The sequence below is a fragment of the Butyricimonas synergistica DSM 23225 genome (assembly GCF_000379665.1).
In the GTDB taxonomy this organism is placed as follows: domain Bacteria; phylum Bacteroidota; class Bacteroidia; order Bacteroidales; family Marinifilaceae; genus Butyricimonas; species Butyricimonas synergistica.
In genome coordinates, this window is record NZ_KB903359.1 from 1,685,428 (window position 1) to 1,702,258 (window position 16,831).

The 16,831-nt window shown below is 44.8% G+C and carries 13 protein-coding genes and 1 tRNA gene; 9 read left to right on the plus strand and 5 right to left on the minus strand.

All coding sequences use genetic code 11. The features are described 5' to 3' along the window. Positions 1-250 precede the first annotated feature (250 nt). Positions 251-601 carry a YraN family protein gene (locus A3CY_RS0107335; RefSeq protein ID WP_018337268.1) on the minus strand — a complete coding sequence of 117 codons (351 nt, stop codon included), beginning with the start codon at positions 599-601 and terminating at the stop codon, positions 251-253. 212 nt (positions 602-813) lie between these two features. On the opposite strand from A3CY_RS0107335, the gene A3CY_RS0107345 reads away from it, so the two are divergent. Continuing rightward, positions 814-1,620, plus strand: a complete 807-nt coding sequence (locus A3CY_RS0107345; RefSeq protein ID WP_018337269.1) for a glycogen/starch synthase — start codon at positions 814-816, stop codon at positions 1,618-1,620. A gap of 73 nt (positions 1,621-1,693) precedes the next feature. Further along, positions 1,694-3,532 (plus strand): glutamine--fructose-6-phosphate transaminase (isomerizing), encoded by a 1,839-nt coding sequence (gene glmS / locus A3CY_RS0107350; RefSeq protein ID WP_018337270.1) that lies wholly within the window; start codon positions 1,694-1,696, stop codon positions 3,530-3,532. 38 nt (positions 3,533-3,570) lie between these two features. Here glmS and galE read toward each other — a convergent pair whose 3' ends face one another. Further along, positions 3,571-4,584 carry a UDP-glucose 4-epimerase GalE gene (galE, locus tag A3CY_RS0107355; protein ID WP_018337271.1) on the minus strand — a complete coding sequence of 338 codons (1,014 nt, stop codon included), beginning with the start codon at positions 4,582-4,584 and terminating at the stop codon, positions 3,571-3,573. 128 nt (positions 4,585-4,712) lie between these two features. Between galE and A3CY_RS20460 the strand changes: the two genes are divergently transcribed. Beyond that, on the plus strand, positions 4,713-5,420 hold the full coding sequence (locus tag A3CY_RS20460) for an HU domain-containing protein (RefSeq protein ID WP_018337272.1): 708 nt from the start codon (positions 4,713-4,715) through the stop codon (positions 5,418-5,420). Here the strand turns inward: A3CY_RS20460 and pssA are convergent. Continuing rightward, on the minus strand, positions 5,386-6,228 hold the full coding sequence (pssA, locus tag A3CY_RS0107365) for a CDP-diacylglycerol--serine O-phosphatidyltransferase (RefSeq protein WP_018337273.1): 843 nt from the start codon (positions 6,226-6,228) through the stop codon (positions 5,386-5,388). The two genes, A3CY_RS20460 and pssA, sit on opposite strands and share 35 nt — an antisense overlap. Before the next feature lie 93 nt (positions 6,229-6,321). Here pssA and A3CY_RS0107370 point away from each other — a divergent pair, with 93 nt between their 5' ends. Next, the gene (locus A3CY_RS0107370; RefSeq protein WP_018337274.1) at positions 6,322-7,341 is read left to right on the plus strand and encodes a glycosyltransferase family 9 protein; all 1,020 of its coding nucleotides are present in this window, start codon (positions 6,322-6,324) and stop codon (positions 7,339-7,341) included. Between the two features lie 30 nt (positions 7,342-7,371). Here A3CY_RS0107370 and A3CY_RS0107375 read toward each other — a convergent pair whose 3' ends face one another. Next, positions 7,372-10,986, minus strand: coding sequence for a sensor histidine kinase (locus A3CY_RS0107375; protein ID WP_018337275.1), 3,615 nt, complete (start codon positions 10,984-10,986; stop codon positions 7,372-7,374). Positions 10,987-11,002: 16 nt separating this feature from the next. Continuing rightward, complete coding sequence (gene rlmH, locus A3CY_RS0107380; RefSeq protein ID WP_026207418.1) at positions 11,003-11,476, minus strand: 23S rRNA (pseudouridine(1915)-N(3))-methyltransferase RlmH; 474 nt, start codon at positions 11,474-11,476, stop codon at positions 11,003-11,005. Between the two features lie 171 nt (positions 11,477-11,647). On the opposite strand from rlmH, the gene A3CY_RS0107385 reads away from it, so the two are divergent. The 5 genes from A3CY_RS0107385 (at position 11,648) to A3CY_RS23175 (ending at position 16,808) form a co-directional block, all read left to right on the plus strand. Continuing rightward, a tRNA-Ile gene (locus A3CY_RS0107385) sits at positions 11,648-11,721 on the plus strand. 375 nt (positions 11,722-12,096) lie between these two features. Further along, positions 12,097-12,945, plus strand: coding sequence for an FEKKY domain-containing protein (locus A3CY_RS0107390; RefSeq protein ID WP_018337277.1), 849 nt, complete (start codon positions 12,097-12,099; stop codon positions 12,943-12,945). A 239-nt stretch (positions 12,946-13,184) separates the two neighbouring features. Then, a complete protein-coding gene (locus A3CY_RS0107400; RefSeq protein WP_018337279.1) occupies positions 13,185-14,498 on the plus strand; it encodes a hypothetical protein in 1,314 nt (437 codons plus the stop codon). A 568-nt stretch (positions 14,499-15,066) separates the two neighbouring features. Then, the gene (locus tag A3CY_RS0107410) at positions 15,067-15,735 is read left to right on the plus strand and encodes a hypothetical protein (protein WP_026207419.1); all 669 of its coding nucleotides are present in this window, start codon (positions 15,067-15,069) and stop codon (positions 15,733-15,735) included. Continuing rightward, on the plus strand, positions 15,732-16,808 hold the full coding sequence (locus tag A3CY_RS23175) for a hypothetical protein (protein WP_018337282.1): 1,077 nt from the start codon (positions 15,732-15,734) through the stop codon (positions 16,806-16,808). Before A3CY_RS0107410 ends, A3CY_RS23175 begins: the two co-directional genes overlap by 4 nt. Positions 16,809-16,831: the final 23 nt, after the last annotated feature.

Below are 16,831 nucleotides of genomic sequence, written 5' to 3' on the forward strand. Positions count from 1 at the left end.
AGAATCACGGAACAAGGGCTACCTTGCCGGGTTAAAATTCAATATTTAAAATTATAAATCCACACCTGATCTTTTCTCGATTGGATAATTTTTGAATTAATTCCCTAAATTATCAAGATTTACTCTACAATTCTCGATTTCTAGCACAATTTTTGATATAAGGTTAATATCCCTATTGACACTTTTCTTATGCCGGGTGGCGTTCATATTCCTACCACACCACACACACGACAGAAGCCACCCGGTTCTTTCAAAACAAATCGATCACCTCCCGAACATACTCGATATGCATCTCGGCTCCCGTGACAAGCACCAAATCGAAACGTATTTCCCGTTGAATATTCTTTCTCGTGAGATAGGCAGCCCCGGCGGCTTGCAAACTTTTCTTCTTTTTATAATCCAATAACTCGAAAATATCCACTTTCTCGCTTCCTCTCGTCTTTACCTCGACCACGACAAGCACCTCCCCGTCCAGGCACACGAAATCCAATTCCCGGTGACCGATTCGCCAGTTACGTTCCAATACGGTATATCCCAAATCCAATAAATAAAAATATACCTTATCTTCTCCGAACTTACCAAATTCATTATGCCAAGCCATAGTGCAGTTTTTTCCCAATTTACAGGCTAAAAAGAGTTTTGCAATGTTATACAAATCTTTGAAAAATGCAAAATTTTTGACACGGAAAACCTTAAAAGATCGTTATTTTAGCATTTCAAGTGGTTTATTGTGAGCAAGATTTATCGAGTGTAAGTTTTGAATTCTAATCGGAAATGCCTACCTTTGTAAGGTTTTTGGGAAAAGTAGTAGTTATGGCTAAAAAAAGAGTTTTATTTATATCTCAAGAGATTGTACCTTATCTTCCTGATTCCGAAATGGCTAATATCGGAAGATATTTACCTCAAGGGATTCAAGAAAAAGGTAAAGAAATCAGAACGTTCATGCCACGTTACGGCTGCATTAATGAAAGGCGCAACCAATTGCACGAGGTCATCCGGCTTTCCGGAATGAACCTAATCATTAATGATTCGGACCACCCTTTAATTATCAAGGTTGCATCCATTCAATCTGCCAGAATGCAGGTTTACTTCATTGACAATGATGATTATTTCCAACGCAAACACACGATCGTTGACGAGGATGGAACATTTTTCCCCGACAATGACGAACGTTCCATATTTTTTGCCCGGGGAGTATTCGAAACAGTACGCAAGCTGAGATGGGCCCCGGACTTGATCTATTGCCAAGGATGGTTTACCGCACTAGTTCCACTTTACCTCAAGAAAGAATACCATGACGATCCGGTGTTCTCCAAGACGAAAGTGGTATACTCCACCTACAACGATAAATTCGAGGGGAAACTGGATTCCAAATTCGATGAAAAAGCAATCACCGAGGGTGTTTCCCGCAAGGACGTGGCTCTTCTGAAAGACCCGACGCACACCAATATCAATAAATTGGCATTCCAATACGCGGACGGAATCATTTTCAATCACAAGGACGTAGACGACGAACTTCGTAGCTTCGCCAATGATTTGAAAAAACCGACCCTGGAATACCCGGGAGAACAATGCTACATAGAGGCTTACTCCGACTTTTTCGACAAAATCATAGAATAAAATTAAAACAAGCGGCAATGGTTGTTATGCCGCTTATTTTTTATTAATAATCATATAAAACACGACAAACATTATGTGTGGTATTGTGGGATACATCGGACCAAAGGAAGCTTGTCCGATCTTAATTAATGGTCTGAAACGCCTGGAATACCGGGGATACGATTCTGCCGGGATCGCGTTGATTCACAACAACGACATCAAAGTTTACAAATGCAAAGGACGAGTGCTCGACCTGGAGCACCACATGGAACTCGAAGACACGAGTGCCACGATCGGGATGGGACACACGCGTTGGGCTACCCACGGGGAGCCGAATGACTCGAACGCCCACCCGCATACATCCATGAACGGTCTTTTCTCCATCGTGCACAACGGTATTATCGAGAATCACGCCCTCCTGAAAGAAAAATTGCAGGCAAGGGGCTACTTGTTCAAGAGCGAAACCGACACGGAAGTACTGGCAAACCTCATCGAGTACATTTACCTGAAAGGGCAGATTAATGCGGAAAACGCAGTCCGACTCGCTTTGACCAAGGTGATCGGCGCCTACGGGTTAGTGGTCTTGTGCAAAGAAGAACCGGATCAACTCGTGGTGGCACGTAAAGGCAGTCCTCTGGTAATCGGGGTAGGGCAAGGCGAATACTTCGTGGCATCGGATGCCACACCTATCGTGGAATTCACGAAAAACGTGATTTACCTGAACGATGATGACGTCGCCATACTGAAAAGAGATGAGATGATCTTGAAAACAATCAAGAATACCCCGGTCTCCTTGAGTATACAACACGTGGACATTGACATCGAGAAAATCGAGAAAGGCGGATTCCCGCATTTCATGTTGAAAGAGATTTTCGAACAGGTAAACTCCATTTATGATACCATCCGGGGACGCGTAAACGTGGATGCCTCGGAAATATACCTGGGCGGCATCTCGGAAATCATCCCAAAAATGGTAAATACCCACCGGATCATCATCATCGGTTGCGGCACCTCATGGCACGCCGGACTGGTCGGTGAATATATGCTGGAAGAATTTACCCGCATCCCGGTGGAAGTGGAGTACGCTTCCGAATTCCGTTACCGCAACCCGGTTGTGAATGAAAACGACATCGTAATCGCTATCTCCCAAAGTGGTGAAACTGCCGACACCTTGGCAGCTATCAAGTATGCCAAAGCACACGGGGCAACCGTGATCGGCATATGCAACGTGGTCGGGTCAAGCATCGCCCGCGAAACAGACGCCGGAGTTTACACGCACGCCGGACCGGAGATCGGGGTAGCATCCACTAAGGCATTCACGGCACAAATCTCCGTGCTCGCCATGATGGCTCTGCAAATCGGTCACCGCAAGGGTACACTTGCCGACGAGATATACAAAAAATATATCCACGAACTGTACAACTTGCCGGACAAAATAAAAGCTATCCTGGAAAAAGATAATATTATCAAGGAAATCTCCGCCATATACAAAGACTCCACGAACGCCATTTACCTGGGAAGAGGTTGTCAATTCCCCGTGGCACTGGAAGGAGCGCTGAAATTGAAAGAAATTTCCTACATCCATGCGGAAGGCTATCCGGCAGCAGAGATGAAACATGGTCCTATTGCCTTGATAGACGAGAATATGCCGGTATTTGCCATCGCCACGAAGGACAATTATTACGACAAAATCGTTTCCAATATTAAAGAGGTACAATCCCGCAAGGGTCACGTCATCGCTCTAGTAAACGAGAAAGATACACAAGTAACCAAATTGGCGGAACACGTGATAGAAATTCCCGAAACCTTGGAATTCCTGTCCGCACTGCTAAACGTGATTCCGTTACAATTAATTTCCTACCATATCGCCGTAATGCGAGGTTGCAACGTGGATATGCCGCGCAACCTGGCAAAATCGGTTACCGTGGAATAATACACCAAGGGGCTGTGTAAAAACACAACCCCTTGTTTCTATCTTAAAGATTGTTGCCACTTCCAGACATTCTTCATGGTTTCCTCAATCGGGGTAGCAGCCTTCCATCCCAACTCTGTGTTTGCCAGCGTAGTATCAGCCCACACCTTTTCTATATCACCGGCACGGCGTCCCACGATTTTGTAGTTCACTTTTACTCCAGTAGCGTTCTCGAAAGCGTGAATAATTTCCAACACGGAAAGCCCCTTTCCCGTGCCGATATTAAAGAACTCGTAATTCGCTTTATTTTTCCCTTCCAACAACCGACGGATCGCTACCACGTGAGCCTTCGCCAGATCTACCACGTCGATATAATCCCGCAAGGGAGAACCATCCGGTGTATTGTAATCGTCCCCGAACACGCTCAATTGCTCCCGGATTCCGATAGCCGTCTGCGTCAGGTAAGGGATCAGGTTATTCGGCACCCCGTTGGGCAATTCCCCAATATAAGCACTCGGGTGCGCCCCAATCGGGTTGAAATAACGCAAAGCCAACGCATTCATCTTCGATTCCACCTTCATCAAATCCCGAATAATATCCTCGCTCATCACTTTGGTATTCCCATAAGGAGACTCTGCTTCGTGACGAGGGGTCTTTTCCGTCACGGGAAGGACATCTGCCTGCCCGTAAACCGTACAAGAAGACGAGAACACCAGGTTCGGCACCTGGAACTCACGCATCGAGTCAAGCACGTTCATCAATGAATTCAGATTATTGAAGTAATACTCCAACGGCTTATGCACGGATTCCCCCACTGCCTTCAACGCCGCGAAATGAATCACAGCCTTGATATCCGAATGGCGAACAAAAAAATCCCTCGTCGCCGCCCGGTCGGTGAGATCGATTTCTTCGAATTCGGGACGAATACCCGTGATCTTCTCGATCCCGTCCAGCACGTCAATGCTTGAATTCACCAGGTTATCGGCGATAATCACGTCATAACCACTCTGCTGGAGTTCCACCACCGTGTGGGACCCGATATACCCAGTACCTCCTGTCACAAAAATTTTCATACACCAATAATTTTTTCTCAATTTATAACAATCTGTGTGTCTGTCATAGACAGAACAAAGTAAATAATAATAATCCGAAATGCCTAAAATGAGTTTGACAACCTTGCGTTTTTTCTTACCTTTGCTGCATGAACAAATACGTTGAACACATAGAAGAACTGCTCTATCTGCATGATTGCGTGATAGTTCCCGGACTAGGAGGATTTATATGCGACTATTCCGGTGCAACCATCAATGAGAAGACGGGAATGATTACTCCTCCCGCCAAAAGAGTCGTGTTCAACAAACACCTAAAACAGAATGACGGGTTGCTGATCGATTGGATTGCCCGTAAGGAACAGATTGATTACGAGAAAGCACAACGCCGGCTGGCTTTGTTCTGCGAAGAAGTGAAAGTACGGTTGAACCAGAAACAAAAAGTCGACTTCGGGAAGATCGGGAGTTTCAGCGTAGACCGCCGTTTCAATATCCTTTTCGAGTCCAGCAACCATAATTTCCTACCCGATGTTATCGGTATGGAAGCTATGCCCGTGGTAACGGCAAACGGTAAAAAGGCAAAAAATACCGACGGAGAATATATCAACACCGAATCCGGCAACCTCGTGACCCGCTTGTTTAAATTCGGACTCTCGGCAGCCATGATCGCGGGAATCGTGGTGCTCTCGCAACAAGACATTTTCCAAGGCGACAGCACTGCCAACCTCAGTAATATGCAACCCGCATCCATGAAAAGCAAATGGATCCAAACGGAAGAAACGGCAAAGATTTCTCCCTCCTGCGACTTCGTGGATTATGACCCCGTTATTGACTTGCCCGACCAGTCAATCTCACGATAATAACGATCAGACAGGCAGGCACGACCATATATAACGCCTCGATTCCCTGCAACCCGATCAGCACAAGTTGAATAATCCCAAACACCCAATTTATCTTTTTCCCAAAATTATAGCAGGAAATCAGGATATACACGGGTATCATACAAGTCAAGGCTTTCACACCCCACACGGCAAAGCCGATCACGACCATTCCCAGGAAACAATACAAAAGGCGATTCTCCTTCCACGAGAAATCAGTCAGTTTCAAAGAAAACATCGGCACCTCGCTAATCAAAAGAATTGCCAACACCAGGGAGTAAACCGCCAAAAGCCATGGATTACCCCACATCATCCTAAAAAACTCCGGCTGATAATACAAACAGAAGACGAGCATTACCCAAAACAAGGCATTCGAGGGAGTCGGCAACCCGATAAACGAATGCGTCTGCCGCACGTCGAGATTAAACTTCGCCAGGCGGTAAGCCGAAAAGGCAGGCACCAACAAGGGTACTCCCGACAGGATACGCTCCACCCAATAATGCGTTTCCCCGGCATAGAACATACCAAACGATTCACATATCAGGAAATACGCCATCACTCCGGGCATCACGCCAAAACTCACCATATCCGCCAACGAGTCAAGTTCCTTTCCCACATCGGACTTCACGTGCAAAAGGCGGGCAGCAAAACCGTCAAAAAAGTCAAACACCATGGCGAGAATCACCAGCCATGCCGCCAAAAGCAAGTTACCGTTAAACGCCATATAGATAGCCAACGCCCCCGAAGTAACATTCAGGCACGTGATCAGATTAGGAATATGTTTTTTCATGGGTCATATTTTTACGATTCAAACACGAAAATACTTCTTTTTACAATAGGTAAACTACATTTTTATTACTTTTGTTGCAAAATAGTTTTCGACATGGCTAAATTTCTCATCATCAGATTCAGTTCCATCGGAGATATCATCCAATGCATGAACGTGGTGAACGGAATCAAGAATCATTTCTCTGACGCGGAGATTCACTGGATTGCCCGCAAAGACATGGGCTCTTTCCTCAACATGGACAAGCGGATCGACCGGGTATGGGGATTTGACAAAAAAGCGGGCTTTCGAGGATTGCTGCATATGGCAAAGGAACTAAAAGCCGAGAAATTCGATTATATCTACGACGCACATAGCAATATCCGCTCCAACATTTTGAAAGCCGTGTTGCTACCTTCTTTTTACTCGTTATTCCCCAGGGGACCGCACTACACGCTGCGGAGCAAAGACCGCTGGAAACGTTTCTTACTTTTCAAACTCGGGATTAACAAATTCGACAACCCCTTCCGGGGAATCATCTCCTACCGGAAACCTTTGGCAAAATGGGGTATCATGAATTTTGAATCGGACTACTCCGACTGGTATTTCCCGGAGGAATTCAAAGAACGCTTTGCCCGCATCTTTACCCCGAAGACAATCACACTCGTGCCTTCCGCCAACTGGGAGATGAAACGCTGGCCTGTCAGCCATTGGCAACAAGTCATCCAACTCATGCCGGAATACCGTTTCATTATACTCGCCGGACCAACCGACACGTTCTGCGAAACAATCAAAGCCATCGCACCGGAGCGAGTGAACAACCTCGCCGGAAAGACTTCCTTGTTGGAATCCTGCTATCTCGTGAAGCAATCTAACCTCGTCATCAGCGGGGACACGGGTTTCCTGCACGCCGCAGACTTATTCCACACCCGGTCTATCGCCTTGATGGGACCCACTGCTTTCGGATTTCCCTCCGGGAAAGAAGCTGAAATCATGGAAGTTAACTTACCTTGTCGTCCCTGCACCAAAGACGGCAGAGGCAAGTGCAAACAACCTGTCTGGCAAAAATGCATGATCGACATCACCCCTCAAGCAGTTGTCCAAAAAGCCAGAGCCATTTTAGATTTTAAATTTTAGAGGGGGTAGTTCGGAAATGAAAACTCATTTTCAATTATTCTCGTCTTTATCGTGCCTCAACGTCACGTAGAAAGTCGTCCCCTCGTTCTCCTCGCTCTCGAAAGAAACTGTTCCTCCCATACTCTCGATGATTTTATAAGACATCGCCAATCCCAGACCGGTACCTCCCGATTTAGTCGTGAAATTCGGTTCGGAAATCCTATCTTTTATACTTTCCGGGATCCCGCAACCATTATCCCGCACGAGTAAAATAATCTTTCCCAAAGCCGTCTTCAACTGTACGAAAACGTGCCCCTCCCGATCCTCCGGGATACTCTGCTCCGCATTCTTCAACAGATTCACGATCACCCGGTTCACCTGCTCCCGATCACCATACACGAAAACACCCGGTTCTATATCACACGTCATATTCGTCACATTCTCGTTAAACAACTTGGCACACCCGCCCACGAGTTCACTCAAATCAAACCATTCGTTATTCGCTACTTGCAATTTAGCGAAATCGGAAAATGCCGAAGCGATGGACGCCATATGATCGATCTGCTCGATCAATACAGAAGATATATCCTTAAAACGTTGTCGTACTTCCTCGATATCCCCCTTCTGCAAAGTACGCTGCATAAATTGCAAATTCAACTTCATCGGGGTCAACGGGTTCTTGATCTCGTGGGCAATCTGGCGAGCCATTTCCCTCCAGGCACTCTCCCGCTCGGACTTCGCCAATTGCTTGACATTCGCGTCCAGCTTATCCACCATCTCGTTATACTCCTTCACGAGTAACCCAATCTCATCTCTCTGGTTATAAATAATTTTCTCGTTCCTTCCCCCCACACGCATCCGCCTCAACTTCTCGTTCACTATTTGCAGCGGCTTCGTGATTCGCTCCGCCACCACGCTCGACAGGATAAATGCCAATACCATCACGATCATCGCAATATTCACAGCAACAATCACGATCAGGAAAATATCTTTATTCAACTCCTCCCCTTTCGTGAAATAAGGAATACTCAACACGTACTTCTCCCCCGTCTCCAACACCAACGGCATATAAACCGCCATGTAGACCATCTCGGCAATTCGCTCGTCTTGCACGAAACTCATCTGTTCCTTCCGGACGATCTCCTTGAACGCCTCGGGATTCAACAACGTCCCGTCGAACCCTTTCTCGAAAATCATCGGTCGGGAAGTTGCTACCAGCTCCCCGTTCCAACCATAAATGTTGATATCCACCCAAAGCACATCAGCCATTCTCTTTAAAGCAGTTTCAATCTCGGGGCACTTGTCCGCATCCACGCAATTATAGCGTTCCAACTCGCTCGTGATATATTTCGACACCTGAATCACCGCCTCGCTATGCCGTCGCTCAAAACTCTTGGCGTTCCCCACGATAATCATAAGAGTCATGAGTATAAACAACCCCGCTACCAACGAGATAATATTACTCTTGATTCTGGACTTCAAGCTTGTTTGCCGGAAATTGCCCCACCCGCCGTCAAAGCGGAAAAACATCCCGTAGGAAGTCAGAATAGCACTGACAAAAATAGCGTACAGCAAATTCATGTAATACAACGAGAACACGTCATCCGCCAAGCTAACAATACATACTCCCTCATCCCCCACGGGCACGATCATGTGGGAATACCCGTCGATATTAACAGTACGAGCGTGCGCACGTGACCCGAAACGGTCTACCGTACGCGGGTAATTAAAACTTCCCTTGGCTTCGACCAACACTCCTTTCCGGTATTTGGCATAAGAATACGGGTAAACGAACTCGTTCTCGAGAGCCGTCTCGCGCGACAAAACCTGCACGTACCCTATCCCCTCGTGTCCTTTTTTAGAAGCGAAACGGATATACAGGCAAATTCCTTCATACGGCAGCATAAAACGTCCCAGGTAAACATTCTGCCCGTCAAACTGGTCAATACTATAGAAAGAGGTACTTCCCACCTGATTTCCTAACGTATCGATCATCCCGTCGTAATAATCGTAACAACCGAACTTCACGTACGGCGGCGTTACCAGTATCGTATCCCGCCCGTTACATATAATTGCCTCGCAATCATAGTAGAACCCGGTCATATCCAACAATTCCTCCGAAATGTAAGTAGCCAACACCTTCTCATTCCCCACCTTTACCAACGAATCGACCACCGTGCTCTTCTTGATCTCGTCGTTTATCTCTATCAACTTCTCCTCGAATACCGGATCGACCTCCTTCACAATCTCCACTACGTAACTGGAACGGATCTTCTGTTCCCGTTGCATCTCGCTACTCTTCGCCAAAAATATGATATAAACACAAACCACGAGAAGTGCCATCATGAATATACTCTTCTGGGTATCCATCTTCATCAAGTAAATTCCCAGGATAAACAACAAGAAAAGCGACAAGGTAAACAAACACTCGAGGGGCGTCAACGAGAAATTGAAGAAATAGCAAAGTGCCGCACAAAAAGCAATCACGACCATTACCCCCAGCAATGCCTGTTTCATCGTGAAAAGATTCCGGAAATACCGGACAGAACTATTAATCAGCACGATAAAACCCATCCCGGCAATAATCAGGGTGACAAACGCCACCACGGACGAAAAGTCGACATTAATCAACCGGGCAATATTCAAACTGACCGATGTACTCTCTATCAACATATTAATAGAGAAATGCAACATATTCGTGTAAAAAAATGCCGCCAACACGAAACCGACCAGGAAAACAAACCGATAACGCATCAGGCGGGGTTCATTGTATTTTATCCGCAACTTGTTGAACGTGATGAAAAGATAATGCGCCAGACAGAACATCGACACGAACAAGTCGCCCACGGACACGATGACTGAGCCACTCCCCCCGACCTTGCTATTCGCAAAAATCGACAAATGGTACAACGTGTACGGCACCTGATAGCGCACCATAACATATCGCAAAAGGATCAGTAGGACAGAGAATCCCAACACGTACCACAATTGTTCCCTGAAACATGACGCCCGATCCAACGAAATCTCGTAAGCGTAAAACAAGAGATAAAGGAACACGAAGTAAAGTACCAACAGGAAATAATTCGGCAAAGTATCACCGTACCCCACGTTGCTCTCGATCTTGAACAAAGCCTTTCCGTCTCGGTTATAGATAGTATATCCCCCTTCTTCCCATACATTTTTAATTGTCACCTTGGTGGCATCATCCAGGTTTCCCCCGAACCGCGGGTTGAAATGATTCTTCACGTAAGTACTGGAATACGGGTAATCCTCCTTGATAAACAGGAGGGCATAATACTCCATATCCCCGATAAAACGTTTACGGACATCAAAATACAAATTATTCACCTTCACCAGCTCGCCCCCATCCCTCAACCGCTCGTACAAATTAGGAGATCCCGCCCGTTCGTCGCTCCAAAACACCAACTTCCCGTCCCTGAACCCCAGCAGGATAGAATTTCTCATTCGCCAATGCGTCTTGGGAATTTGATTATTCTCATCCAATTTCTGCAATTGCTCATCCAGGTATTTCTCCTCTGCGTGCAAACGCTCCTGAAAGAAACCGATCTGGGAATCCACAGACCAATCACTCAAAGAATATTCCCACAGCGACGCCACCAGGAGGCACCCCATGGCTAAGGCTAACACGAGCCAGAACTTTCTCATTCTCCTAATCCTCGTTTTACTCATGATGATAAGGTTCTCCTTTCAATATGGTCATTGCCCTGTACAACTGCTCCGTGAAAATCATTCGCACCATCTGGTGGGAGAATGTCATCTTGGATAATGATATTTTCATATTCGCACGTTTATAAACTTCTTCGGAAAACCCATAGGGTCCCCCGATCACGAAAACCATTCGTTTAATACTTGTCAGCATCTTCTGTGCCAAAAACTCCGCGAACGCCTTAGAAGTGTACTCGTTTCCCCGTTCATCCAGCAAAACCACGAAATCCGACGCCTCCAATTGCGCCAATATCAACTCCCCCTCCCGCTCTTTCTGCTGCACCTCGTTCATGTTCTTCGTGTTCCGCACATCCGGGATCACCTTCATCTCGTATGGAATATAATATTTCAACCGCTTCTCGTACTCGGCAATCCCCGCCCGTACAAACTCGGCATCTGTCTTTCCTATCACTAGCAAACAAACTTTCACACCACAATTTTTTTCTATTACACTAAAATGTTCATCTACACGCAAATGTAGATAAAAATACCATATCTACCGCGTATCGTTAAAAAAAAGCACACCAATATTTGCCCGAATTTCAAGAAAACACTATATTTGCACCCGTTAAAGCTAACCACTTTAGCACACGCAAGTGTAGGTCCTATAGCTCAGCTGGTTAGAGCACCTGACTCATAATCAGGGAGTCCTTGGTTCAAGCCCAAGTGGGACCACTCCTTAAAAATAAAGCAGTTACGAATCCAATCGTAGCTGCTTTTTCTTTTGCTTTGAACACAAATCTGAACACAACTCCGCGCCAACTCATTTCGGGTTCCTATGGCATACACCTGTGTTCATGCTCTTGTGATCAAATTTTGTAACTGAGGATTTGGAAATCGACGAGTTTCTTCTAAAACAAACGATGACGAGTCAAAAGAAAATAACAGGAGAGAATGCTTTTTCTTTTGCCCAGCCATATATAATAGGTTTAGGTTTAGTCGGGCATATATAAAGCCCGAACCAAACCAAACTGCTTAACCGCCGGGGCGTGGTCAGGGGGGCAAAGGTCATGATGACTGGGGAAAAGAAACTGCATTATCCGCATTTTTATGGTGGCAGCCGTGGAGATGCGGATTTTTCTTGCCCTATTATCACCGAGTTACGAAAAATTTGTTGTAACTTTGCGTATGGCTACTCTCTCTAAAATATTGGTTTTTTGTGTTGGCTTTGCTCTTTCCTGTAACCTATGGGCGCAAAGTCAGTTAACTGATTGCAAAAAACAATCTGAACTTGACTCTATAATTTCTGAAACGGAGCGTCATTTTGGATGGAACGATGGCGCTTATTCTGCCAAGATTGCGAAGGATAAATGGCAATCCGGTGAAACGAAGCTATTATTGCTGGGTGGTATTGCTCCGGTTGTGTATGTTGGGCAAGAGCAATTCAACAGAAAATTTGGAGTTGATTACGAAGACTTCGGGTGCATGGCATATTGTTCCGATAGACAAATGTCCGAATACAACACCGTCATTATGGATTATCTCACTGTAAATTATGGCAGTGAATGGAGGAAGTACATCAGAAAAGACGTGCCGGGAGTTGATAAATATGGCACCGAAGCCTTCAAGGGAATGAAGTATGGCGAAAACGGAGTAGCTACTATAACGCTACCGGTTATATATATAGCATTAGGCAAAGCTGTTGAACAGAGCGACAAAGACGAAATAGTTATAAAGGAACTGATTGGCTGCACCTCATCGACATCACTTGAATTCCTGTATCGTGGAAACAAATATTACATTCCGTTATCATGTAATAACGATATTGAGGTAACTCCGGCAGAAAATGAACTGATTGAGGTAACAATCCGGGTATTTAACCCGAAAGTGTTTCACTACTCTAAAAAGACAATACCTTATCCGTATTGCATTGTCGAATCCATTAATCTACTCAGATGAGTTATGAAAAAGTGGCATAAAATAATAGGCGTAGTCGCTTTCTGTTTAATTGGCGTGTTATTGGCATATTCAATATTTGAAATTGAACTTGCCTACATGTGGTATGACATCATATGCGATGCAAATCGGGGATTTTGGGATGCTCATCCCTTCTTTATCACATTGGAATGCGCAGCTGTCAGTCTGTATTTCATTGTTCTTGCTCTGTTCATTTGCCTTTGGCGGAAAGGAGGCAGGCAATGAAGCAGATTTGGTACATAATAGGTGTGGCGTGCGTCATGATTTCGTCAATCGTGAGAATGGCTGATTCCCTTACGGATGTGCTGATTGCTGTCGGTGCAATTGCTGTTGTCGCATTGGTTATATGGCTGTTTGAGACAGGTAAAATCAGACTTAACGAACGCTTTGGCAAGATATTAAAGAAGATTGGTGTCGGCATTTTCGTAGTTGTTGGCATAGCCTACCTCGTGGCTATGGCAGGATTTGTCACATATAAAGTCGCAACGGAAGGTGACCGGCAGGGAATCATGCTGCTGGGTATTGCCTCCATAGCATTCGGTATTTCTTGGTATATCAGCAGATGGCGCAGACGGTGGGTGAAAATCCTTAAAACTTTTATGCCCAAAGACAAGATACGTCATGGTGACTGGAAGATACGAGAAAAGTATTTCCAGACATTTGACTATGCCACCAATGCCCTGTATGGACTGCGAACCGCTGACGGCATTTTTGACGGACAGGCGAGAGTGTGGCTCGACCCGTCGGACGTCGATAAAGATGCTTCTGCACGATTGGATGCGTTTGAGGCGATATTAGCAAGGCGTGGCATTAAAGCCAACTGCGCTCTGACACACATCCCCGGATGTATCTACGCCGATATAGTTGCTGAAACCAATTACAAGTCAATGAACGGCAGCGGTATGGCTGCGTTCCGCGACGCGTTCCACGAACTTGACGGCATGAACTATCAGGGTATATATTATGCCGAGTATCATGGAGAGTTGGGCACAATCTTTTTTGAAAGCAATGCCGGAAATGTTATAATCCGTGCGATAAGGACTGAGCCGAGAGAAGAATGTTATATTGACAACGACTGCGGGTTCCAATCGGAAGAAGCCCATTATTTCATTGAGCGCGGTGTCGATTGGACCGAGGGTACATACTCTTTGATTTCAGCCAAGGAGTTTTTCACGCTTTGGCGTGAGCGACTTGAATATAACGATAAAGACGACGCATATTCTTTCTTTGAGCAAGCATCGCTGATGTATTTTGCTGCGGTAGCCAATGGCGACAAGAAAGAACAGACCAATAGCAGATGGGACATTGAAAACTCCGCCAAATATCTCATAATTCATGACGCAATAGACGAAATGATTGAACTCATGACAATTTATGAACAGTCGATGTATTGGGCTTCACGACTGTTTGTAGATGTCATTCCGGAATATGCCCATGATACAGCCAATCGGTTGGTTGAATACAGCGACAATCCTGTGATTGTCTCGCGCACCAAAAGACTAATAGCACAATGGAAGAAAGGAGGCAAGCAATGAAACTGACTGATAAACGATATAGCAATCAGATTTTTAAGGGCACCTCATTTTGTAATGGAGGTGTTGCCGTGTGGTGGACTAAAAAGAGATTTGAGCGATGTCGATTTCTTGGATGTGATTTTTCCGATGTCCTTGCAAGAGGGTGTCGATTTATAGAATGTGTTTTCAAAGGAGGTAAGTTACAGCATTTCTCTATGGGTGGACGGACTTCAGTCTTGTTGAGGAAAACTGTCTATATAGGTTGCACGTTTGAAAATGTCAAATTAAGAAGTCTCGGAATTGCAGATTTCATTGGTTGTACGTTTATTAACTGCGACTTCAATACCACATTCATTACCGCGGCATTTTCAAAGTGCAAATTTGTCGGAAAGATTTATGGATGCGTGTTTTGCGGGCCGAAGTTCGACAGCTATTATTATGGGAATAAATTATCATTTTTAGTGTCTAATAAAGGACGATTGGAGGATGTTGACTTTTCCGAAGCCAGTCTTACTGACGTAGATTTTCGCGGAGGTATTGATTTATCAAAGGTTCTGATGCCTCATACTACCATAAACAGGATGTGATTATGAAGATACAGGACGTTAAAAAACAAATTTTCTCCACCTTGGAGCCCTTCGCTTCCGCTAATGGTTTTAAGATTCTCAAAGGTCGATTTGCATTGAGTCGAAAAGTCGGCAGTCGTACTGATGAAATATTCTTAACTTATTGTTCATGGGGTTTTGAGATAAACATATTTCCGTATGTCAGTGTGGACTATGGAGAGATAACCACAATATGCAATGAATGTGGCTTCACTCTGAACCATTCTGCATTTATCAATCTTTTATTGCTTCAAAGAATAAAACTGCAAGGATTTAATCCGGATTTAAGATGGAAAATGCAGGTAGCCAAAACAGACCGCTTTATTCTTTCAGACAATGAGTATGACGACTACAATCGGCTTGATATGGGGCTGTCTCCATTACTTCCTATTGCATTGGATTTTCTCTCTCAATATGACAGTATTGATTCAATAGACCGGCTATTCAATACTATGCCAATAGAACAATATAGTCCATATTGTTCCGGTCTTGATACTCATTGTATGGTTGGACTAATTTCTGCCAGACACTCCAATAACGCTGATTACGAAAACGTTAAACGAATGTACCAACGAATCGTGAAAAAAGAAGATTTCACAAGCGAGATGAAGTCCTCTTTTTCACGAGTTGTTGCTTATCTTGAACAAATATGAAGCTGACTGATACAAAATATGTGATTATCTGTGGGTTGATGCTGTTGGTGTGCATAAGTATTTATGCTCGTAATGTCAGTGTCTGCGGACGTGTGGTTGACAAATATAATGGCGAGCCGCTGATAGGGGCTTGCGTATATGCCGCTTATACCGATAAAAAAGACAGTCTAATGGCAGTAGCGGATACTGTGGGATCGTTCACGGTGTCAGTTCCGGAGAATCAGCTATTACGATTTCAATATATGGGTTACAAGGATACATTTGCTCTCGCAAAGTCAAACCTACTAATTGAACTGGCAGATGGTGGAGAGTGGAAAAATCCATTGTGGATTATTGACAGCGTAATCGCTGACGTGAACTACCCGGATATATGGTATCAATCGCCATTTGGTGATATCACATTGGAATCATTAGTCTGTGAAGCGATGCCTGTGTTGCGGGAGGATGATATAGAAAAAGTACATTTGATAGATTCGACTATATGCTTCGGAAACATTCTATACACCGGATTATGTCGGGTAGATACAAAACCGACCACCGTGCAGGTAATTGTTGACGGTGAAAATTGTGGCATAATAACGGAACGAGCTGGGCGATTGGCAGGAGAAACCGGGGCTATAAAATATGCCTCGAATATCCTGAGGATAGACAGTGTAGTAGATGCCGTAGCCATTGACACCAAGAAACTTTTACTTATACCCACTGAGTATTATAAAAAGGCTGAGAAAATGTTGGTCGTGACTACGGATCACCATTACCCCTCTGTGGCTGAATCTGGTTTTCTGCCATATCAATATGACAATGGCGATGATTATGTCTCTGATGGACGGTATCGAATTGTGGATAGTGATGGAAGAATAGGATATGCCACAGCAAACAATGCGGTGATAATACCTCCTCGTTTTGCATTTGGTTTTCCTTTTCATAATGGCCTTGCAAGGGTTACGAACAGCGGTCATCTTGAAACTGTAATCGGAAGTGATGGAGAATACCACTATTGGGTAAGCAATAGCTGGTATTGGATTGATAAAATGGGCAACCGACTTGGAATGGAAGATGAAACCGAACGATAAAAATTCCGAGATAAGAATCTACC